Source organism: Thiocystis violacea (assembly GCF_016583575.1).
Taxonomy (GTDB): domain Bacteria; phylum Pseudomonadota; class Gammaproteobacteria; order Chromatiales; family Chromatiaceae; genus Thiocystis; species Thiocystis violacea.
Genome location: NZ_NRRG01000001.1, coordinates 101,575 through 123,598, shown reverse-complemented (window position 1 = coordinate 123,598; position 22,024 = coordinate 101,575). Strand labels below are relative to the sequence as shown.

General features: G+C 65.3%; 20 protein-coding genes. 12 read left to right on the top strand and 8 right to left on the bottom strand.

Annotated features, from left to right (window positions below):
* Positions 1–29 precede the first annotated feature (29 nt).
* From CKO27_RS00535 to CKO27_RS00520, 4 genes are all read right to left on the bottom strand, one after another.
* Positions 30–2,057, bottom strand: coding sequence for a methyl-accepting chemotaxis protein (locus tag CKO27_RS00535; protein WP_242470653.1), 2,028 nt, complete (start codon positions 2,055–2,057; stop codon positions 30–32).
* 168 nt (positions 2,058–2,225) lie between these two features.
* On the bottom strand, positions 2,226–2,828 hold the full coding sequence (locus CKO27_RS00530; protein ID WP_200372704.1) for a chemotaxis protein CheW: 603 nt from the start codon (positions 2,826–2,828) through the stop codon (positions 2,226–2,228).
* Between the two features lie 5 nt (positions 2,829–2,833).
* Positions 2,834–3,271 carry a response regulator gene (locus CKO27_RS00525; protein ID WP_200372702.1) on the bottom strand — a complete coding sequence of 146 codons (438 nt, stop codon included), beginning with the start codon at positions 3,269–3,271 and terminating at the stop codon, positions 2,834–2,836.
* A 123-nt stretch (positions 3,272–3,394) separates the two neighbouring features.
* The gene (locus tag CKO27_RS00520; protein WP_200372700.1) at positions 3,395–3,793 is read right to left on the bottom strand and encodes a response regulator; all 399 of its coding nucleotides are present in this window, start codon (positions 3,791–3,793) and stop codon (positions 3,395–3,397) included.
* 266 nt (positions 3,794–4,059) lie between these two features.
* On the opposite strand from CKO27_RS00520, the gene gshB reads away from it, so the two are divergent.
* From gshB to CKO27_RS00480, 8 genes are all read left to right on the top strand, one after another.
* Complete coding sequence (gshB, locus tag CKO27_RS00515) at positions 4,060–5,028, top strand: glutathione synthase (protein WP_200372698.1); 969 nt, start codon at positions 4,060–4,062, stop codon at positions 5,026–5,028.
* Positions 5,029–5,108: 80 nt separating this feature from the next.
* Complete coding sequence (locus tag CKO27_RS00510) at positions 5,109–6,218, top strand: FAD:protein FMN transferase (RefSeq protein WP_200372696.1); 1,110 nt, start codon at positions 5,109–5,111, stop codon at positions 6,216–6,218.
* Entirely contained in the window at positions 6,215–7,219 is a 1,005-nt protein-coding gene (locus tag CKO27_RS00505; RefSeq protein ID WP_200372694.1) for an energy transducer TonB, read from the top strand. Before CKO27_RS00510 ends, CKO27_RS00505 begins: the two co-directional genes overlap by 4 nt.
* A 393-nt stretch (positions 7,220–7,612) precedes the next feature.
* Complete coding sequence (locus tag CKO27_RS00500; protein ID WP_200372692.1) at positions 7,613–8,176, top strand: YqgE/AlgH family protein; 564 nt, start codon at positions 7,613–7,615, stop codon at positions 8,174–8,176.
* Positions 8,177–8,203: 27 nt separating this feature from the next.
* The gene (gene ruvX, locus CKO27_RS00495) at positions 8,204–8,614 is read left to right on the top strand and encodes a Holliday junction resolvase RuvX (RefSeq protein ID WP_200372691.1); all 411 of its coding nucleotides are present in this window, start codon (positions 8,204–8,206) and stop codon (positions 8,612–8,614) included.
* On the top strand, positions 8,601–9,152 hold the full coding sequence (gene pyrR / locus CKO27_RS00490; protein ID WP_338115808.1) for a bifunctional pyr operon transcriptional regulator/uracil phosphoribosyltransferase PyrR: 552 nt from the start codon (positions 8,601–8,603) through the stop codon (positions 9,150–9,152). The genes ruvX and pyrR overlap by 14 nt, the downstream gene beginning before the upstream one ends.
* Before the next feature lie 229 nt (positions 9,153–9,381).
* On the top strand, positions 9,382–10,380 hold the full coding sequence (locus CKO27_RS00485) for an aspartate carbamoyltransferase catalytic subunit (RefSeq protein WP_200372689.1): 999 nt from the start codon (positions 9,382–9,384) through the stop codon (positions 10,378–10,380).
* On the top strand, positions 10,373–11,659 hold the full coding sequence (locus CKO27_RS00480; protein ID WP_200372688.1) for a dihydroorotase: 1,287 nt from the start codon (positions 10,373–10,375) through the stop codon (positions 11,657–11,659). Before CKO27_RS00485 ends, CKO27_RS00480 begins: the two co-directional genes overlap by 8 nt.
* A gap of 206 nt (positions 11,660–11,865) precedes the next feature.
* Here the strand turns inward: CKO27_RS00480 and CKO27_RS00475 are convergent, their stop codons facing one another.
* The 4 genes from CKO27_RS00475 to CKO27_RS00460 form a co-directional block, all read right to left on the bottom strand.
* Positions 11,866–13,023: a PilT/PilU family type 4a pilus ATPase gene (locus tag CKO27_RS00475; protein WP_200372687.1), complete on the bottom strand. Its 1,158-nt coding sequence runs from the start codon at positions 13,021–13,023 to the stop codon at positions 11,866–11,868.
* 90 nt (positions 13,024–13,113) lie between these two features.
* Positions 13,114–14,151, bottom strand: coding sequence for a PilT/PilU family type 4a pilus ATPase (locus CKO27_RS00470; RefSeq protein WP_200372686.1), 1,038 nt, complete (start codon positions 14,149–14,151; stop codon positions 13,114–13,116).
* Positions 14,152–14,321: 170 nt separating this feature from the next.
* A complete protein-coding gene (gene purE / locus CKO27_RS00465; protein ID WP_200372949.1) occupies positions 14,322–14,864 on the bottom strand; it encodes a 5-(carboxyamino)imidazole ribonucleotide mutase in 543 nt (180 codons plus the stop codon).
* Between the two features lie 20 nt (positions 14,865–14,884).
* Positions 14,885–16,039: a 5-(carboxyamino)imidazole ribonucleotide synthase gene (locus CKO27_RS00460; RefSeq protein ID WP_200372685.1), complete on the bottom strand. Its 1,155-nt coding sequence runs from the start codon at positions 16,037–16,039 to the stop codon at positions 14,885–14,887.
* Positions 16,040–16,212: 173 nt separating this feature from the next.
* Between CKO27_RS00460 and CKO27_RS00455 the strand changes: the two genes are divergently transcribed.
* From CKO27_RS00455 to CKO27_RS00440, 4 genes are all read left to right on the top strand, one after another.
* A complete protein-coding gene (locus tag CKO27_RS00455; protein ID WP_200372683.1) occupies positions 16,213–16,527 on the top strand; it encodes a hypothetical protein in 315 nt (104 codons plus the stop codon).
* 433 nt (positions 16,528–16,960) lie between these two features.
* On the top strand, positions 16,961–19,018 hold the full coding sequence (locus CKO27_RS00450) for a TOL_0244 family TonB-dependent receptor (RefSeq protein ID WP_200372682.1): 2,058 nt from the start codon (positions 16,961–16,963) through the stop codon (positions 19,016–19,018).
* A gap of 16 nt (positions 19,019–19,034) precedes the next feature.
* Positions 19,035–19,601, top strand: coding sequence for a TOL_0243 family YfiR-like periplasmic protein (locus CKO27_RS00445; RefSeq protein ID WP_200372680.1), 567 nt, complete (start codon positions 19,035–19,037; stop codon positions 19,599–19,601).
* Between the two features lie 4 nt (positions 19,602–19,605).
* The gene (locus CKO27_RS00440; protein ID WP_200372678.1) at positions 19,606–22,020 is read left to right on the top strand and encodes an ATP-binding protein; all 2,415 of its coding nucleotides are present in this window, start codon (positions 19,606–19,608) and stop codon (positions 22,018–22,020) included.
* The last annotated feature ends 4 nt before the right edge of the window (positions 22,021–22,024 follow it).

The window sequence follows — 22,024 nt, the reverse complement described above, 5'->3', positions numbered from 1 at the left end:
TGGCCCGCTACTCTTTGTGAGCCTGTCCGTTACTCGGGCAACCGAAAGCCGGCCACCGATTTCTGCAGCTCGCTGGCCAGGCTGGCGAGTACCTCGACCGATTCCGCGGATCTGCGCGTTCCATCGTTGTTCTCCTCGGTGATGGCGCGAATCGCCTGAACCGTGTCATTGATCTCCGCGGACTGACGCGACTGACGTTGCGAGGAATCCGCGATGCGCTTGGTCAACTCCGCGATATAGGCCGAGACATTCTCGATCTCGCGCAGGGCATCACCGGCGTTCTCGGCCAGATTCGCGCCCTCCACCACACCGGCGGTGCTGGCCTCCATGGAACTGACGGCCTCGTTGGTGTCGGCCTGGATGGTTCGCACCAGCACCTCGATCTGCTTGGTGGCGTTGCGCGAGCGCTCGGCGAGGCGCTGCACCTCGTCGGCGACCACCGCGAAACCGCGCCCGGCCTCGCCCGCCATCGCCGCCTGCATGGCCGCGTTCAGCGCCAGGATGTTGGTCTGGTCGGCGATGTCGTCGATCAGTTCCACGATCTCGCCGATCTCCTGGGAGCTTTCACCGAGCCGCTTGATGCGCTTGGAGGTCTCCTGGATCTGCTCGCGGATCGCGTCCATGCCCTGAATGGTGTCGCGCACCGTCTGGGCGCCGCGCCCGGCGACTTCCACGGAGCGCGAGGCGACCTCGGCGGACTCGCCGGCGTTGCGGGCGACTTCGTCGATCTGGACCGTGAGCGACTGAACGGCGGCCGAGGCCTGGGTGATCTGCAGGGACTGGACGCTACTGGCCTCGGCCAGGCGCAGCGCGATCGAGCGACTGTCCTGGGCCGAGCTGGCCACCTTGGAGGAGGTCTGATTGATGGTCGCGACCAGCCCTCTCAGGGCCTCGATCGCGTAGTTGAAGGCGTCGGCGATCGCCCCCGTCTTGTCCTCGGTGACCGTGGCCTCGACCGTCAGGTCGCCATCGGCGAGATCGCCCAACTCGTCGAGCAGGCGCAGGATCGCGTGCTCGTCGCGCTCCGTCTGGGCCTTGTAGGCCGCTTCCCGTCCCTTCGCCTCGCGCAGCGAGAGCAGGACCAGCGCGGCGAGGCTCAGTAACGCCAGCAACGCGAACAGGAGCACCACCCCCGCGCCGATCGGCACGCCGGCCAACAGGAACCGACGCTCGGCTTCCCGATAGCGGGTCAGCAAGGACTCCAGGGCCGTTTCAACCTTGGAAGCGGCGGCCTGCACCCCCGGCAAGCGGTCGATGGCGGACCGGGCGCCGTCCATCCGTTCCCTCATCTCACGCGCCGTCGTCTCAAGCGGGGCGAAGCGGCGGGCCGTCTCCTCCAGGGACTGGCGGGAACCGCCCGCTTCGGTGCGACTCCGGGCCTGGGTGCTCAAGGTCGAAAGCCCTCCGGCGAAGAGGTCGCTTGCCTCGATGAAGTCGCTCAGGGCCTGACCGGCGTTGGCGCCGCCGGCCAGGTATTGCTCCAGGGCCGAGTCCATCCGCTCCAGCCGGGACATCTGAAGCCCGGCCTCAAGCGAATGAGCCGCGCTCGCGCCCTCGGCGACGATGCGCTTGGCGGCCGTCGTCATGGACTCGCGTACCTGCGGGATCGCCGCCAGGGCCTCCTGGATCCGCGCGCCGACGGCCAGGATCGGTGCTTGCGCCGCGAGAATGGCATCGGCTTCCTGGTCGAGTGGTTTCCAGGCTTGCTCGACCTGGCGGAGATCCGCGCCCAGTTGTTCGGTCGCCACCTGATTGATGGCACCCGCCTGTCCCAGCGTCAGGGTCTCGAGACCGGACTGGAAACCCTGGCGCTCGCGGCGCATCCGCTCCAGCGCGTCGGCATCGCCCTTGACGGCGTCGCGAGCCGAACGGGCCAACTGCTGGGCCAGTGTCTTCTGTTGCGCCGCGGCGAACGATTGCCGGGCGTTCAGTTCGTCGAGATTGACGAGTTCCAGATAGCTGAACAAAGCCAATGCCGCGAAGAGCAAGGCGCCGAGGATCAGCGGAATGGTCGTTGTGGGGTGAGCGCCGCCCTTGGCGGCCTGGCCAAAAATCATGTTGAATCGCCTCGCCATCTGGTGCCGACTCCCGATGCCTGTATGTTCACTCAAGTTCCGTTCGTTTCGTGTGAAGGCGCCTGGCGTTTCGAAGGCTAGGCGCTCCCGTGCGCGTCAAAAATAATGGGGCCGCGATCCGTCAGTCAGGAGCGCCCAGGGCGGCCGGGCTCAGGCGAGCGCGGCGTTGAACAGGGGATCGGCCATCATGCGTCCCAGGCGGATCACCGGCAGCGGGGCGCCGTCGAGCAGATAGGAGGCATCGACATAGGCGCGACTCGGGCCGAGACCGTCCGTGATCTCGTCGATCCGATCGCCGTTCTTGATATAGCGCATACCCACGGCCTCGGAGACGACCAGACCGCACGGCAGGTCTTCCTGCCTGACGACCAGCACGCGCTCGCGACCCCGGACCGCCTCGCGGCGGCGATCGGGACCGGACTCCTGCACACGCCTCCCGACCCGTGGCGGCGCACCCTCGATCAGCGAGGCAAAGTCATAGATGGGCAGCAACGTCCCTCGATTGTTCGCGACCCCAAGCAGCCACGGCTTGGTGCCGGGAACACGGGTGATTTCCCAGGGCAGTTCCAGAACCTCGGCGATCTGCTCCAGAGGCGTGAGAAAGAATTGCTTCCGGACTCGAAACAGAACCGCCGCCCAGCTATCCGGCGGCCTGGCCTCGTCGGGCAGTCCGGCGATCCTGGCCCGACAACGCGCGTCGAGGTTACGGATCAGCTCGTGCAGATCGGTTCTGGAGCGGTTTATCTTAGACATGAGTATCAGGCATCCAGCGCGGCGCGGATCCGTTCGAGTAGGAGCTGTCTATCGATGGGCTTGGTCAGATAATCGCTCGCGCCCTGGCGCAAGCCCCAGGTGCGGTCGGTTTGCAGATCCTTGGTCGTCACCATGATGATGGGGATGTTGGCGGTCTCGGGATCGCGGCGCAGGAGGCGGGTGGCCTGGTAGCCGTTGAGCACCGGCATGATGACATCCATCAGAATGACGTCCGGGCGCAGATTGCGCGCGGCCGCGACGCCTTCCTCTCCATTGCTGGCGGTTTCAACGCGATAACCGGCCTTCACGAGCGTATTCGAGAGAATACGTGTCTCGGTCGGTGAGTCGTCGACGATCAGTACGGTCGCGTTCGTCTCCATCTGTGTGGCTGCCGCGCTCAGATCCTGGGGTTGCGGATTCGATTTTCGAAAGAAACGTCTCATGGCCTGCTTGGAGCTCGTCAGCGTGAAGTCCTTGGCGGCCGACCTTGACCCTGTCGAAGACAGGCCCGCTGGCGGCGGTTCCCTCTGTCATTCGCCGAGACGGCTCACGGGGCCGGTTCGGACCTAGGTCGGCGTTGGGCGCAGATTCGCTCGCACCGCGCCAATCAACTCCTCGCCGGTAAAGGGTTTGGAGAGATAGAGCTGAGCCCCCACCAGACGACCCTTGGCGCGATCGAAGAGCCCGTCCTTGCTCGACAACATCACGACCGGGGTGTGTTTCAGCGTGGGATTGCTCTTGATGAGGGCGCAGGTGTGGTAGCCATCGAGCCGAGGCATCATGATATCCACGAAGACCAGATCGGGCTTGAAGCTGACGATCTTGCCCAGGGCATCGAATCCGTCCTCCGCCAGGCAGACCTCGTAACCGGCCTTGTTGAGCAGGTTCTCCGCGCTCCGGCGAATCGTCTTGCTGTCGTCGACAACCAGAATCCTGGCGCCGCGCACATCGATATTATCCTTCATGATCCGTCACTGAGGCGGCGCCCCGCCGCGGCGAGTTGGAGGGCGGTGATTCATGGTCGAGAGTTGTACCATGGTCGAACCGGCGCGGCGAAGCGAACGGCGTCACCTTTCTGGAAACAGGGCGTGATGTCATCGATCCTGGATTACCTTGGCCCGGCCGGCATTCCTGACGCCTGGAATGCGGGTGATCCTAGAATCAAGCGCTTCGGTATGCAAGCCAGAATGCGCTCCACGAGTCCTTATCATCCTTGAGACAACAAAAGCCCATGCCCATTCAAGTCGGCTTCGTGATGGATCCGATCGGTTCCATCAAGATCAAGAAGGACAGCACCTTCGCCATGATGCTCGCCGCGCGCCGACGGGGTTGGGCGCTCTGGTACATGGAGGTGGCGGACTTGCGCCTGGTCGACGGACGAACCCTGGCCCGAGCGCGCTCTATCGAGGTCATCGACGATCCCGGCGGTTGGTTTCGCTTCGGCGATGAAGCCCGACTCCCGCTCGATGAACTCGACGTCGTCCTGATGCGCAAGGATCCTCCCTTCGACATGGAGTACATCTATGCGACCTACCTACTGGAGCAGGCCCAGCGGGGCGGGTGCCTGATCGTCAACGATCCGCGCAGCCTGCGCGACGCCAACGAAAAGGTGTTCACGGCGCTCTTTCCACAATGCGCGCCGCCGACCCTGATCACCCGACAGGCGGGGGATATCCGCGACTTCCAGGCCCGGCATGGCGACATCATCCTCAAGCCGCTGCACGGCATGGGCGGGGCCTCCGTGTTCCTGATCCGTCCGGGCGATCCCAATCTGAGCGTCATCGTCGAAACGCTGACCGAGCATGGCCAGCGGTTCTGCATGGCCCAGCGGTTCATCCCGGAGATTCGCGACGGCGACAAACGGATCCTGATGATCGATGGGGAAGCGGTCCCATTCTGTCTGGCGCGCATTCCCGCGCCCGGCGAGACGCGGGGCAATCTCGCCGCCGGCGCTTCCGCCGAGGCCCGCCCACTGACGGAGCGGGATCGTTGGATCGCCGGCCAGGTCGGCCCCGAGCTGCGCGCGCGCGGCATCCTGTTCGCGGGGCTCGACGTGATCGGCGATTTCCTCACCGAAATCAACGTCACCAGCCCGACCTGCATCCGCGAGCTGGACGCGGCCTTTGGCCTCGATATCGCCGCCGACCTGATGGATCGCATCGAGACGCGGTTGGCCGGGCGCGTCGCGCGCGGTGGCTAGAGGCGCGCGCATCGCCCGCCGCGCCCCGCGCATTCTGTTACCTTGCCCCATGGCTTTCGCCATCACTGAGGAGCGACCCAATGCGGTTTCTGTCGTCCCCCTCGACCGGCTTCGGACATCGTCGGCTCATCCTTGTGCTGCTCTTGATGTCGCTGACGCTCGCCGCCTGCCGGGAGAAGACCCCGGTCATCCTCGCCCGATTCAACGCCTTCGAAGCCCAGGTGGATGTCAGCCTGGTCGGCGTGAGTCGCGACCAGGCCGACCAGGCCTCGGCGATCCTGGCCCAGGACTTCGCCTACCTGGAGCGCGACTGGATGACCTCTGGTGGGTCCGGGGCGATGCGGCGCGTGAATCAGCGGCTCGCGCGCGGGGAGCCGTTCGTGGCGCCGCCCTCCATCCTGCCCTTGATCCGGCTGGCCAAGACCTTCGAATCCGACAGCGATGGACTGTTCAACCCCGCCATCGGCCAGCTCATCCGACTCTGGGGATTCGATAGCGCCCCCTTGAACGGCCGTCCGCCGCCAACGCAGGAGCAGATCGCGCGCCTGGTCGAGGCGGCTCCGGCCATGCGGCAAATCGACATCGATGGACTCCGGCTGACCGGTAGGAACCCCCTCCTGAGCCTCGACTTCAGCGCCATCGTCAAGAGCCACGCCATCGATCTCTCGATCCAGCACCTGAGGAATCTGGGTATCCGGAACGTGCTCATTCAGGCGGGCGGCGAGCTGCGGGCGATCGGCGAGCGCAGCGGTCAGCCATGGCGGATCCCGATCCTTCACCCGAACGGGTCGAGCGTCATGGCCATCCTGTCGATCCGCGGCGACGAGGGGCTGGTCACGGTGGCGGAGCATGATCGCAACTTCATGTTCAAGGGCAAGCTCTATCATTCCATCATCGACCCTCGCACCGGCTGGCCAGCCGAGCGGACGCGCTCCGTCACCGTCATGCACGACACCGCCACGGGAGCGGCCGCGGCGGCCAGGGCGCTGTTCATCGCGGGACCCGAGGACTGGCCGATCATCGCCGCGCGGATGGCTGCTCGCTACGTCCTGCTGGTCGACCTGGAGGGTCGGCTGCACATGACGCGGGCGATGGCGGATCGCATCGAGCTGGTCGACGACCAGGAGAACAGCGTGATCACCGAGCCCAGGCTGGGAGTGCTCCAGGCCCCCGGAACCAGCCTTCCATGACGAGCGTCCAGGCCAACCCAGCACAACCGCCAGGGTGGCTCGCCATCCCGAGCGGCGCGGCGACAGGGCCTTTCACGGCCGCGCTGGTCGTGGCCGGGCTGCTCCATCTCCTGCTGATTGGCGGTGTCTCGCTCGCGCCGCCCGTGCCCAGGCCGGCCCCGGAAACGGCGCTGGAAATCCTGATCCTGAAGGAAACCTGGCCAGCCACCGCTCATCCATCGCCCGAGGCCGCGCTCGCACAGCGCGATCAGGCGGGCGAGTCGGCGCGCGGCGCCGCCGCGATCTCGACATTCGCCGATTCCGAGCCAGCGCCAGAGGCGGATGGTTCCAGCGAGGACGCTCCCGAGCCTCCCGAGGAGCCGGTCACCAAGCCGGAGAGCCAGAAACCACCCCAGCCGCTGGACGTCAGCCCCCCCGAGGATCCGCTCGCGCGCCCGGACGCCATGACGATGCCGCCGACGGCGCCGCCAACCGCGCCCGTGCTCGCCGCCGACTCGGATGTCGTGCCACTGCCCGTGACCGATCCGCTCGCTCCTCGCCAGACGATCGTCGACGCCGCGAGCATCCTGGCCAGCCAGGGCCAGGAAATCGCGCGTCTCACCGCCAGTCTGGAGGCCCGATCCTCGGCCTATGCCAAACGGGTGCGCCGCAAATCGGTCAGCGCCAGCACGCGCGAATTCCGCTACGCCAGCTATCTGAGCGCCTGGGCGCAAAAGGTCGAGCGCATCGGCAACGTCAACTATCCGCAGGCGGCCAAGGACCAGCGGCTCTACGGGAGCCTGATCCTGCATGTTTCCGTGCGCTCGGACGGCAGCGTCGAGCGGATTCGCGTGGTGCGTTCGTCCGGCGTCGATCTGCTCGATCAGGCGGCGGTCCAGATCGTCGAGCTCGCGGCCCCGTTCTCGCCCTTTCCGGCGGACATCGCCGCCGAGACCGACGTGCTCGACATCATCCGCACCTGGCAGTTCATGCGCGGGGATGTCCTCGGCTGGGAGCGTTAGGTGATTTTCCGGGAAACCCTGTACCCGCGATCCGCCCCGTCATAGACAGGATTAACAGGATTTCGCAGGATTGACAGGATTTATAAAGCGCTGTTTTTAATCCTGTAAATCCTGAAGAATCCTGTTAATCCTGTCCCATTCCGGAGCTTTCGGTCGGGTAGGGACTTTCCCGGAAATCGCCTTGGTCGTCGCGGCGCGAAACCCTGGTCGCGCCGCTCAGGCACGCTCGGGATGGCCGACCGAACGGATAACGCACTCGGGACAAGGAGACGGATCGGCCGTATGATCGTGACCTCGATCCAGGACTCGATAGGCGAATCCAGTCGCGGATTCGGTCCCCAAGGCGGCGAGTCGCTCTTGCCTCTCCGCGAGCCGATCAGGATACTAACGCGCATGCCGTTCAGCACATCATTGACCAACCACTTCCTGATCGCGATGCCGGGTCTTCAGGATCCCAATTTCGCGCGCACGGTCACCTACATCTGCGAGCACACCGAGCAGGGGGCCATGGGCATCGTGATCAACCGTCCACTGGAGGTCACTCTTGGAGAGCTCTTCTCCCAGTTGGACATCACCAGCGTCCAGCCCGGCGTCGGCGCCACGCCCGTCTATCAGGGCGGTCCCGTGCAGACCGATCGGGGCTTCGTCCTCCACACGGCCGGCCACTCCTTCGACTCCACGCTCAACATCACGCCCGACATCAGCGTCACCACCTCGCGCGATGTCCTGGAGGCGATCGCCAGCGGCGAAGGCCCGGAGCAGACGCTGATCGCGCTCGGCTATGCCGGCTGGGGCGGTGGTCAGCTCGAACAGGAAATGAGCGCCAATGCCTGGCTCAACGGACCAGCGAGCAACGACATCATCTTCCGCATGGATCCCGGCGCGCGCTGGATGGCCGCCGCGCAACTGCTCGGCGTGGATTTGAACCTGCTCAGCGGCGAGGCCGGTCACGCCTAGTTCCAGACCCACCGAGGGGAAGCTCCGATGACGACCTTGCTGGGCTTCGACTTCGGCACGCGCAAGATCGGTATCGCCGTGGGACAGACCATCACCCGCTCGGCGACGCCGCTCACGACCCTGCGCAACCGCGACGACAAACCGGACTGGCCCCGCATCGAGTCATTGATCCGCGAGTGGGCGCCGAGCGCGCTGGTCGTGGGTCTGCCCTTCAACATGGACGACACGGAAGTGGACTGGTCGCCGCGGGTGCATCGCTTCGCCCGGCAGCTGCAGGGCCGTTATGGCCTGAGCGTGCATCTGGTCGACGAGCGCCTGACCTCGATCGAGGCCCATCGCCAGCTCGCGGCGCGCGATCGCAAGACCCCAACCCTGGAAGCCGTGGATGCGCTCGCGGCGGCCCTCATCCTGGAAACCTGGCTCGGTGAACAAGACTGACATCTGGAAGGACGCTACCGAGATCGAGGCCGTCATCACCCAAATGGCCGCCGATCTCAAGGCGCTCATGGCAAGACGCGGCATCCCCGTGCCGCTGATGATCGGCATCCATACCGGCGGGGTCTGGATCGCGGATCGACTGCACGAGCGGCTCGGGTTGACCGAGCCACTGGGACATCTCGACATCTCCTTCTATCGCGACGACTTCACCCGTATCGGCATGCATCCGCAGGTGCGCCCCTCCTATCTGCCGGTCGGAATCGATGACCGCCATCTGATCCTGGTGGACGACGTCCTGCAAAGCGGGCGCACCATTCGCGCCGCGCTCAATGTTCTGTTCGACTACGGTCGTCCGGCGTCCGTGATCCTGGCCACGCTGGCGGAGCGCGACGGGCGCGAACTCCCGGTCGCCCCGGATGTGGTCGGGTTTCAGGCACGCCTCGGCGATGAGGAGCAGATCAAGCTCAGCGGTCCCGAGCCTCTCTTGATGCTGCGCGGACAGTCCGCGCGCAAGACCGGGGACAAGCCGGATCGATGAGCCGGCGCCTCCTCTCGGCGAAGTCGATCCGACGCGATTGTCGATGATTCACAGGATTCAAAAGAGGGCCTGAAGCCGGGTCTCGATCGCCATGATGGACCGGAACACGGGTGGCGATCGATAAATACCGCGCATTCCGTCCGTTGCCAGCCAGCCTGTCGCCAGGCTTCAATATCGCCGCCATGCGCCTCACCTCCCCCGCGGATCCAGGACCAAGACGAAATCCGAGATGACGACACCCAATCCCCAACTCGACGCCCAGGGCAATCTCAAGCACTTCCTGACCATCGAGGGTCTGAGCCGTGAATTCCTGAGCGAGATCCTGGACAAGGCGGAAGGCTTCCTGGCGGTCGCCCAGCAGGCCGTGAAGAAGGTTCCGCTCTGTCGCGGCAAGGTCGTCGCCAATCTCTTCTTCGAGAACAGCACCCGCACCCGCACCACCTTCGAGCTGGCCGCCAAGCGGCTCTCGGCGGACGTCCTGAACCTCAACATCTCGACCTCCGCCACCGCCAAGGGCGAGACCCTACTCGACACCCTGCGCAACCTGGAGGCGATGCATGTCGACATGTTCGTGGTGCGCCACGCCTCCAGCGGCACGGCTCATTTCATGGCCGCCCATGCCGATCCACATGTGTGCATCGTCAATGCCGGTGACGGACGGCATGCCCATCCGACCCAGGCGATGCTGGACATGTTCACCATCCGCCGTCACAAACCGGATTTCACCCGGCTGCGCGTGGCCATCGTCGGGGACATCCTGCACTCGCGCGTGGCGCGCTCGCAGATCCTGGCGCTCAAGACGCTCGGCGTGCCGGACGTGCGCGTGATCGCCCCGCGCACGCTTCTGCCGACTCGGGTGGAAGAGGCGTTCGGGGTCACGGCCCATCACGATCTGCGCGAAGGTGTGCGCGACGCGGACGTGGTCATCATGCTCAGGATCCAGCGCGAGCGTATGAACAGCGCCCTGCTGCCCAGCGAGCACGAGTATTTTCAGTTGTTCGGACTCACCGAGGCGCGCCTGTCCACCGCCCAGCCGGAGGCCATCGTGATGCATCCCGGTCCCATCAACCGGGGCGTCGAGATGGATTCACAGGTCGCCGACGGCCCCCGCTCGGTCATCCTCGAACAGGTCAGCAACGGCATCGCGGTCCGCATGGCGGTCATGTCCATGTGCCTCGGCAACCAGAATCTGAACAGCCAGGGCCAAGGAGAGCTGTTTCATGGCTAACGCCACCCGCCTCAGTATCCGCCACGGCCATTTCATCGATCCAGCCAGCGGCTGGGACGGCGCGGCCGACATCCACATCGCCGATGGCCGGGTGCTCGCCATCGGCGCGGCTCCCGAGGGTTTCCAGCCCGATCGCACGCTCGATGCCCGAGGCCAGGTGGTCTGTCCGGGTTTCGTGGATCTACGCGCGCGGCTGCGCGAGCCGGGGCACGAGCAGAAGGCGACCATCGGCAGCGAGACCCGCGCCGCCTCCGCGTCCGGCATCACGACGCTCTGCTGCCCGCCCGATACCCTGCCCGTCATCGACACCCCGGCCGTCGCCCGGCTCGTGCATCAGATCGCCGAACGCCATGGCTTCGCCCGCGTCCTGCCGATCGGGGCCATGACCCAGGGACTAGAAGGCCGCACCATCACCGAGATGGCCGCGCTCAAACAGGCCGGCTGTCCGGCCCTGAGCCAGGCCGACCGGCCGATCCGCGACACCCAGGTCCAGCGACGGGCGATGGAGTACGCGGAGACCTTCGGGCTCAGCGTCTTTCTGATGCCGCTCGATCCCGGCCTGAGCCAGGGTGGCTGCGCCCATGAAGGGACGGTCGGCACCCGTCTCGGGCTACCGGGCATCCCCGAGGCGGCCGAGACCGTCGCCGTGGCGCGCGATCTGGCCCTCGCCGAGCAGACGGGCGCGCGCATCCACTTTCATGGCCTTTCCACCGCGCGCGGGGTCGCCATGCTGGCGGAGGCCCGGCGCCGGGGTGTGCGGGCGAGCGGCGACGCGAGCATGCACCAGCTCTTTTTCACCGAGGAGCAACTGAATGGCTTCGACGCGAATTTCCATCTGATCCCACCCTTGCGCACCCAGGCGGACCGCGACGCCCTACGCGCGGCGATCGCCGAGGGTGTCCTCGGGGCCATCTGCTCGGACCATCAGCCGCACGACCCGGACGCCAAGCTCGCCCCCTTCCCGGAAACCGCGCCCGGGATCTCGGCCCTGGAGACCCTGCTGCCCCTGGCGCTGAGACTGGTCGCCGAGGGCGTGCTCGATCTCGCGGGCGTCGTCGAGCGGCTCACGATCGGACCGGCGAGGATCCTGGGACGGAATCTGGGACGGATCGCCCCCGGTCAGCGCGCGGATCTTTGTGTCTTCGACCCCGAGGCGGTCTGGATCCCGAGTGCCGAGACCCTGATCAGTCAGGGCCACAACACACCGTTCATGGGTCGGGAAATGCGCGGCCGGGTGACCTGGACGCTCCTCGGCGGGCGGATCGTGTTCGAACGTTAGCGCGGAGTGGAAGAGCGGCCGTCTCCGCGCCAGCTCAAGGAGGGACAGGGTTGGGGGCTTTCCAGAGAGTCCCGCGCCCGCTGATCGGACGGGATGATCCCGAGGCGACCCGAACCAGCGCGGGGCGCGTTGACCGAGGACAGTCAGAAGCTTCCGATCGGGTACGGACGTTCCCGGAAATCGCCCAGGCACTCGGCGGGATCCAACTACCAACGCGCCCCGTTGGGCTCCTGATCCTCGACCAGTGTGATGCCGTCGATCGAGCGCTCGGTCGCGGCGCGTTGCGCGCTGCCGCTCTGCAACTTGATCATGAGACGTACCTCGTTGGCCGAGTCGGCATGGCGGAGCGCGTCCTCGTAGCTGATCTCGCCCTCCTGATAGAGATTGAACAGCGCCTGATCGAAGGTGATCATTCCCTGCTCGCCGGAGCGTTTCATCAGTTCCTTGAGTTTGTGGACCTCGCCCATGCGGATCAGGTCGGCGGCCAGCGGCGTGTTGAGCAGCACCTCGATCACCGCGCGCCGCCCCTGCCCGTTCTTGCGGGGGGCGAGTTGCTGCGCGACGATGCCCTTGAGGTTCAGGGACAGGTCCATCAACATCTGGTGGCGGGACTCTTCCGGGAAGAAGTTGATGATGCGATCCATGGCCTGGTTGGCGTTATTGGCGTGCAGTGTCGCCAGTACCAGATGCCCCGTCTCGGCGAAGGTCATGGCGTATTCCATGGTCTGGCGGGTGCGAACCTCGCCGATCAGGATGACGTCCGGGGCCTGACGCAGGGTGTTGCGCAGCGCGACCTCGAAGGACTCCGTGTCCACGCCGACCTCGCGCTGGGTGATGATGCAACCGTCGTGCTCGTGCACGTATTCGATCGGATCCTCGATAGTGATGATGTGCCCGGAGCTATGATGGTTGCGATAGCCGACCAGGGCCGCCAGCGAGGTGGATTTACCGGTTCCCGTGGCGCCCACGAAGATCACCAGCCCACGCTTGGTCATGGCGAGATCGCGCAGGACCGAGGGTAGCTTGAGTTCCTCCATGGTCGGGATCCGGGTCTCGATCCGGCGCAGCACCATGCCGCACGCCTCGCGCTGGACGAAGGCACTGACGCGGAAGCGGCCCAGCGGCGCGCGGTCGAGCGCGAACTGACACTCCTTGGTGTCCTCGAACTCCGCGCGCTGGCGCTCGTTCATGATTTCGTAAGCCATTCCCTGCGCCTGATCGGCCGAGAGCGGCTGCTTGGCGGCGGGATAGATGGTGCCGTCGATCTTGATGCTCGGGGGCCAACCGGACGTGATGAAGAGGTCCGATCCCTTCTTCTCGACCAGGGCGCCCAGCAGTTGCTCCAGCGCGCGTCTCAGATCCATCGCTCACCTCGCTCGAATGATACGCGGACGACCCGGCCCATTGGCGACCGGAACAGCCAGCCACCATGGCTGGAAGTGGATCCTCCGTCCCTACATGAAGTCATCCTTGTTCTGCGCCTTGGCGCGAGCGTCCTTGCGCGAGATCAAACCCTTCAGCAGCAGCTCCTTGAGGTTCTGATCCAGGGTTTGCATCCCGTGGGCCTGGCCGGTCTGGATCGCGGAATACATCTGCGCGATCTTGGCCTCGCGGATCAGGTTGCGGATGGCGGGGGTGCCGATCATGATCTCGTGGGCCGCGAGCCGACCGCCGCCGGTCTTTTTCATCAGCGTCTGCGAGACGACCGCGCGCAGCGATTCCGACAGCATGGCCCGGACCATGTCCTTCTCCGCCGCCGGAAAGACGTCGATGATGCGGTCGATGGTCTTGGCCGCCGAGGTGGTATGCAGGGTTCCGAACACCAGATGACCGGTCTCGGCCGCGGTGAGGGCGAGACGAATGGTCTCCAGGTCGCGCATCTCGCCGACCAGGATGATGTCCGGATCCTGACGCAGCGCGGAGCGCAGGGCCTCGCTGAATCCCAGGGTGTCGCGGTGGACCTCGCGCTGGTTGACCAGACACTTCTTGCTGATGTGAACGAACTCGATCGGATCCTCGATGGTGAGGATATGGGCGTATTCGTTATCGTTGAGGTGATCGACCATCGCCGCCAGGGTGGTCGACTTGCCCGAGCCGGTCGGACCGGTCACCAGGATCAGGCCGCGCGGGATATCGATGATGTCCTTGAAGCTACTCGGCGCCTTGAGCTCATCGAGCGAGAGCACCTTGGATGGAATGGTGCGAAAGACCGCGCCCGCGCCGCGTTTCTGATTGAAGGCATTGACGCGAAACCGCGCCACGCCGGGAATCTCGAAGGAAAAGTCGGTCTCCAGGAACTCCTCGTAATCCTTGCGCTGCTTGTCGTTCATGATGTCGTAGACAAGCGAGTGGACGGAGCGATGTTCCAGGGCCGGGACATTGATCCGTCGCATGTCGCCGTCGACGCGAATCATCGGGGGCAGCCCGGCCGAGAGGTGCAGGTCCGAGGCGTTGTTCTTGACACTGAAGGCGAGCAGTTCGGCGATGTCCACGAGTCACTCCATCAGAAGCGGTCCGGAGGGGTCTTGGCCCGGCGATCCTTCCACGGGAAACGCTGGTTGTCCCGAGCCGGGAACTCGGGAACCTGGATTCTGGCGCGATTAGCTCGTCAAGAATGGCACGGAGTCGACGAATTCCGACATTCGGCCGAGGCGCTCCTCGGTCAAGAGCGTAGGTCTTGCTCCAGAAGCGAGACCTTTTCCATCACCATGGCCTCCAGATCCCGCTTGAACACCTCGATCCGGTGCCGGATCGCGGCGTCCGAGGCGCCCAGGATCTGGGCCGCCAGGATGCCCGCATTCTTGGCGCCGTTGATGGCGACGGTCGCCACCGGAACTCCGGCGGGCATCTGCACGATGGAGAGCAGCGAGTCCTGTCCCGACAGGCTGGAAGTCTTGACCGGGACGCCGATCACCGGCAGGGGGGTGATGGCCGCGGCCATGCCCGGCAGATGCGCCGCCCCGCCGGCCCCGGCGATGATGACCCTCAGCCCGCGCGCCACGGCGGATTCCGCGTAGTCGTAGAGCCGTTTCGGCGTGCGATGCGCGGAGACGATGGTCATCTCGTAGGGCACGCCGAAATCATCCAGGATGGCCGCCGCCTCGCGCATGACCGGCAGGTCCGAATCGCTGCCCATGATGATCCCCACCAGAGGGACGATCTCGCGCGTATCGGGCGGGCCGGGGATCCCGCCGACGGCGGGCATCAGGGTACTCTCGACATGGGTCATGGATGGTCCTCCCCTGAGATCTCGATCAAATCGCGCACCCGCATGGCTTTGCGTTCGGCCATCTCGATGTCGGGATCGAGCACGGTCACATGGCCCATCTTGCGAAAGGGCGCGGTCGCCGCCTTGCCGTAGAGGTGCAGACAAACACCCGGAATCGCCAGCGCCTCCGCCATGCCCTTGATGACCGGGCGCCCGCGATGACCAGGCGCGCCAAGCAGGTTGATCATGGCCGCCGGCGATAGCTGATCGGTGGCGCCGAGCGGCAGACCGACCACGGCGCGCAGATGCTGCTCGAACTGATCCGTGACATTGGCCTCGATGGTGTGATGGCCGGAGTTGTGGGTGCGCGGAGCCACTTCGTTGACCAGCAGCCCGCCGTCCTCGGTCAGGAACATCTCGACGCCGAAGATGCCAATGCCGCCCAACACCTCGACGGTCCGCACCGCCAGACGCGCGGCGGCCTCGGCCGTCTCTGGTGTGATCCTGGCCGGGGCGAGCAGCAGATCGAGCACGTTCTCGCCGGGCCGAAAGCGCATCTCGACGACCGGATAGCAGCGGCAATCACCGTCCAGCCCGCGCGCGACCACCACGGCCAGTTCCTTCTCGGCCGGAATGAAACGCTCCAGCAGCGACGGCAGCGGCAGATGCCGCCCGTAATCCTCGGGCGTCTTCATGATGGAGACGCCGCGACCGTCATAGCCACCCCGGCGCGCCTTCTGCACCAATGGATAGCCATGGGCCGCGAAGGCTTCCGGACTGGGTTCGGGCATGGGAATGAAGGGCGCCGTCGGAATGCCCGCCTCCGCCAGGGCCTGTTTTTGGGTCAGCTTGTCCTGGATCAGCGCCAGAACCCTCGGGGAGGGCAGCACCCGATGGCCCTCGCGTTCGAGCTGGAGCAGCGTGGCGGTATCGATATCCTCGATATCGAAGGTGGTGACATCACAGGACTCGGCCAGCTCACGCAATTTGGCGGGATCATGATAGGCGCCGACGATCTGATGACCGGCGACCTGGCCGGCCGGCGAGCCGGGCGTGGGGTCGAGCACCACGCAGGTACAACCGAGCCGTTTGGCGGCCTTGGCCAACATGCGGCCGAGTTGACCGCCTCCGATGATGCCGATACGAGCGACAGGTAGGGGAAATACGTCCATGGCGGAATGATCCGCGCTATTCACGGAATTGGGAAGCCCTGACGATCGGATTCGCGCGGCGCTCTTTCTCTTTCGCGCGCCCTGGTCGCGGGCTCGACAGCCGGCCCCATTCACGACCGAGTCCATTTGAACACGCATGGATTACACTCATCGGCGTATCGATGGTCGGAGCCATGCCTGAATCCAATCCAGCGCGACACCCCGAGGAGTCCGAGCCATGTTCCGTCGCTTGTTCACTCTTTGGAATGACGCTCTGCTTCTACAACCCGGTCGATGAGGATTCGCGGCGATTCCTAGAGGTCGGCATCGCCCAGCCCGGCCTGGACGACTTGGGCGACGTGGCCTTCATCGCCACGGGCGGACTCTATCTGCTCGCGGAGGATTGTCTGATCTCGATCGGCGGCGGCAATACGTCTCGTCCCGAAACCCAGGCGCGGCGGCGCGCGGCCGCAGACATCGCACGGGGGCGTTTCAAGGATTTGCGTTGAGCGAAGTCGGCACTCGACGGCGAGCCTCCGCCGATCCGGCCACGCATTGTCATGTCCCGCCTTGACCGAGCGTGGATGCGAAGCATGCCTCGGATCCGTTGCCCGCCCCGTGCTATAAAACTCGCCCGATGGCGCATCACGCGATCGCCCGTGACGGAGCGGCTGGCAATGGCGCGCAACCCTCGGACTTCGAGTGTCACGCCTCCTCGACGATGAGCGGTCGTCGTTTCGTGGCGATGCATGGCACGACCCACGATCGACGTGGCGTATCGCCGCTTCGGGTGCTTGGTCGCGGGCACGTCCGACACCCCCGGCATCCTTGGGAGAGAGTGGATCACGGAGGTGATCCGCGTACGCGACACCCCTGTCGATCGAACCGGGGGCAACGGCTCGCGCCCTTACCAGCAAATCGAAGCGGACACTGATGATGGGTATGCAATCAGACCGACGAATTCACAAGCACTGGACCGCGCTCCTGGTACTGGCGGCAACATGGCCTTGTACCTCGCGAGCGGCAACGGACCTCACCGATCTCAGCCTTGAGGATCTGCTCGATGTCAAGGTCACCTCCGTCGGCAAGAAGGCGCAGGCACTCGCCGATGCCGCGGCCGCGGTCTATGTGATCGGTAACGACGAGATCCGTCGCAGCGGAGCCACCTCCGTGCCGGAGGCGTTGCGAATGGTTCCGGGTATCACGGTCAAGCGCCTCGACGCCAACAAATGGTCGGTATCCGCGCGGGGGTTCGGCGGGCGTCTGTCCAACAAGCTATTGGTGCTCATCGATGGGCGGACCGTCTATTCCCCAACCTTCTCGGGCGTTTACTGGGAGCAGCAGGACGTCATGCTCGAGGACATCGACCGCATCGAGGTGATTCGCGGACCCGGGGCGACGCTCTGGGGCGCCAACGCCGTCAATGGGGTGATCAACATCATCAGCAAGCCGGCGGCGGCGACCCAGGGCACGCTGGTCGTCGCCGGTGGTGGCACCGAGGAGCGTGTGATTGGCGCCGCGCGCCAGGGTGTCCAGTTGTCGCCGGAGACCTTTGCCCGAGCCTATGTCAAGTATAACGATCGGGACTCCCTGGTCACCCCGAGCGGTCTGGATGGCCGAGATTCCTGGGACATCATGCAGGGCGGATTCCGTCTTGATTCCCGGCTGGCAGGGGGCGATCGGCTAACCTTTCAAGGCGATCTCTACCGCAGCAGCCTAGGCCAACAGCTCCTGGTGCCCGATCCCTTCGCGCCGCCGAGCTTCGTCGCGGCGGTCGATGACGATTTGAGCGCGTCGGGCTGGAACCTGCTGGGACGCTGGGATCGCGCCCTGTCGCTGACATCCGATATCTCGCTCAAGCTTTTCTACGATCACTCCGAGCGTCACGAATACTATGCGGGTCAGCGCAATGACATCGTCGATCTCGAATTTCAACAACGGACAAGACTCGGCGACAGTCACGATCTCGTGTGGGGGCTCGGCTACCGCGGCATCGACGACCGTTTCGAGATCAGTCGGCTCATCACGGTCGACCCGATCGCTGAGAATCGCAGCCTCTGGAATGCCTTCGTCCAGGACGACATCGAGCTGCTGCGCGATCGTCTACGTCTGACCCTGGGCACCAAGGTCGAACACAACGACTACACCGGCTTCGAGATCCAACCCAATATCCGTCTGTTGTGGAAGGTCTCCGAGCAGGCCAGTCTCTGGGGGGCGGTCTCGCGGGCCGTGCGCACACCCTCTCGGGTGGAACGCAGCGGAACCTCCACGCTGACCAGCGTCCAATCCATCTCGACACCGCTCTCGACCCTGCTTCTGGTACCCGAGGTCACCGGAGCGGAGGACTTCGATGCCGAGGCCCTCACCGCCTACGAGCTGGGATTCCGGACGACCCCCTCACCGCGCTTGAGCGCGGACTTGGCACTTTTCGTCAACGATTACGACTCCCTGCGCACGGTCGATACAAGTGACGCCGAACTGGTGTGGGAGACGCTGTCCAATGGCTACCTGGTCTCGGCCCTGCCAATCAGCAACCAGGGACGGGGGCAGAGCTACGGCCTGGAGTTCGCCCTCGATTACCGGGTTCGCGACGACTGGACACTGGCGTTGGCCTACAGTTACCTGGAGCTGGACATTCAGGTGCCCAAGAACGGCCAGGATCCGGAGAACGACATCCTGGCGCGCACCGACCCGCGGCAACAGCTCTCACTGCGCTCGCAGCTGAGTCCGCGCCCGGACCTGGACATCGATGCCTGGCTGCGCTACGTGGACCAAAGCGACTCCAGCTTCGTCTTCGGCGCCCCCGGAGATTCCGTCATCCCCTCCTACTGGGAGCTGGATCTGCGTCTCGCCTGGCGGCCGCGGCCCAAGCTCGAGCTATCCATCGTGGGTCAGAATCTCCTGCACGACTCCCATCAGGAAGGCTACCAGGACATCTATGGATTGACCCAGTTCGCGGTTCAGCGTGGCGTGTACGGCCTGATTCGAATCGCCTTCTGACTTTGATCGCATCTCGATGAGGGATCGCTTCGAGTCTGGCAGGCACGGGATCCGCCGTATCCTCGTGACGGCCTTGGCACTGATGTGCACGGCGCCCGCGCCACGCGCCGATGTGCGCGATGTGCGCGAGGCAGAGGTCGTGATCGCCTATCTCTACAACTTCAGCAAGTTCGTCACCTGGCCGACGACCACCTTTCCGAGCGCCGACACGTCCCTGAACCTCTGTGTCTATGGACGGACCTCCTCGGCGGACGCCTTCAAGACATTGGACGCCAAGTCCGCGCAAGGCCATCCGGTCCGGGTCGAGCCGCGCTCGCGCGGCGACACCCTGCACGGCTGTCACATCGTCTACGCGAGCGAGTCCGAGCAGGCCTATCTAACCCCATTGTTGCGCGCCGTCGACCGGCGGCCAGTCTTGACGGTCAGCGAGATCCCGGGATTCGTCGCGGCGGGCGGGATGATCGGCTTCGTCCGAGCGGACAATCGGCTGAGGTTCGAAATCAATACGACGAGTGCCGAGGCGGCCGGGCTGACCATCAGCTCGCAGCTTCTGAGGCTCGCTATCCATGTACTCCGGGATTGACCCCATGAAGTGGCTCAACAACCTGCCCATCCGTTACAAGTCGATGCTGCTGATACTGGCGGTTGCCGCCCTGGTGCTTGTGCTCTCGGGCCTGAGCCATGCCCTCAACGAGCGTCAGGGGCTGCAGCGTAACGCCCTCGACGAACTGCACGCTCTGACCGGGATGCTGGCCTACAACCTGGCGTCAGCCATCACCTTCGATGACGTCGAGGCCGCCCGCAAGACATTGGCGGCATTGGAGGAGCGGCATCAGCTCATCGGCGCCTATGTCTACGACCAGGAGGGCCGTCTCTTTGCCGCCTATCCCGAGGGCGCGCCGGCGGTGAAGCACAATCCGCCCGCCGCCCGCCACGACCTCGCGGAGACCTTCGGTCAGGATGAGATGCATGTCATTCAGGACATCGAGCTCGATGGCGAAACCATCGGCCAGGTGCTACTCGTCGATGGTCTCGGACGGGTACGGGCCGCGATGCGCCATTCGCTGTGGATCAGCGCCGCCATCTTCGCCGTGGCTGTAGTGGTAGCCATCCTATTGGCCAACTGGCTGCAGCGGCCGATCACCCGACCACTGCTCGCACTCACCGAGGCGATGGCCACCGTCTCGCGTGAGCAGGATTACCGGGTGCGGGTCGACGACGCACGAGGCGACGAGATCGGGCTGCTCATGCGCGGCTTCGACGACATGCTGGAGGAGATCCAGCAACGTGATCGGACCCTGGCCAATTACAACGAAAACCTGGAGCGGCAGGTCGCCGAGCGGACCCGTGAGCTGGAGCGGACCGTCGCCGCGCTCGCCGAGGCCCGTGACCACGCCGAGGCCGCCAGCCGGGCCAAGAGCGAGTTCCTGGCCACCATGAGTCACGAGATTCGCACCCCGATGAACGCGGTGCTGGGCATGGCGGAGTTGCTTCTCAAGACCCAGCTCGATGCCCAGCAACTGCGCTTCGCGCACACGATCCACCGCTCCGGCGGCGCCTTGCTGGACATCATCAACGACATCCTCGATTTCTCCAAGATCGAGGCCGGCAAACTCACGCTCGACCCGCATGACTTCGATCTGCGTGAAGTGATCGAAGATACCGTGCAGATCTTCATCGAGCCGGCCAGTGCCAAGGGGCTGCCCCTGAGCGCGCGCATCCCCCGCGAGCTTCCGAGCGCGGTGCATGGCGACGCCGCCCGTCTGCGCCAGATCCTGATCAACCTGCTCGGCAACGCCCTGAAGTTCACCGAGCGGGGCGAGATCCAGGTGAGTACCAGCGTCACCATCCAGCCCGATGACCGACGACTGGTCGCGATCGAGGTTCGTGACACCGGTCCCGGCATCGCGCCCGAGATGCAGGGCGTCATTTTTGAGTCCTTTTCACAAGGCGACGGCTCGACGACGCGCCACCACGGCGGAACCGGGCTCGGGCTCTCCATCTCCCGGCAACTGGCCCGCTTGATGGGGGGCGACCTCCAGGTCGTGAGCGCCCAGGGACAGGGATCGTGCTTTACCCTGCGCATCCCGCTCGATCCGGCCCTGGGCCGGAGCGCGCCCGACGTGATTCCCATCGAGCGCTATCACCGCCACCGCGCCGGCATGCACCCCGCCAAGCCCGCGGCGGCACTCTACGGTCATGTTCTGCTGGTCGAGGACAACGCGGTCAATCGCGAGATGGGCACCTTGATGCTGGAAGACCTGGGGCTGCGGGTCACGACCGCCGTCAATGGCGAAGAGGCGATTTCCGCGGTTCGACAGGGGCCTGTCGAGCTGGTGCTCATGGACTGTCACATGCCGGTGATGGACGGATTCGACGCCACCCGGCTGATCCGTGACTGGGAGCAAGCACAAGAGGGCGAGCGGCGGCTGCCGATCATCGCCTTGACGGCTAACGTGGAGAAGGGTGTCCAGGAGGCATGCGCCAAGGCGGGGATGAACGGCTATCTGAGCAAGCCGTTCAGTCAGCGTCAGTTGCGGGCGGCGATCCTGCCCTGGCTCGACGCAAGCGGGACGACCGGCGCCTCGACCGAGACGAATTCCGCACGGAAGGAGAATGGCGATGGCCCGGACATCCTCGATCCGCGGGCGCTGCGAGCGATTGAGGCGCTCCACCGGCCGGGACAGCCGGAGCCGCTGGCGCTGATGCTCGAACTCTATCGCGAGGGTGCCGCCGACCTGATCGAGCAGATCCGTCAAGCCCTCGACCAGGGCGCCGCGGATGCGCTTCGGCTGGCGGCCCACACGCTGAAATCCAGCAGTGCCAATCTCGGCGGGCGACGATTCGTCGCCCTGTGCCGCGAGCTCGAGATCCTGGGACGTGATGAGCGACTCCAGGAGGCCGAGGCTCTGCTCGGTCAGGTCGAGACCGAGCTCGCCCAATTCCTTGCCGCCATCGAGCGCTATCGGCGCTCGCCCCAAGGCACACGCCTGGAGCCATGAAAGC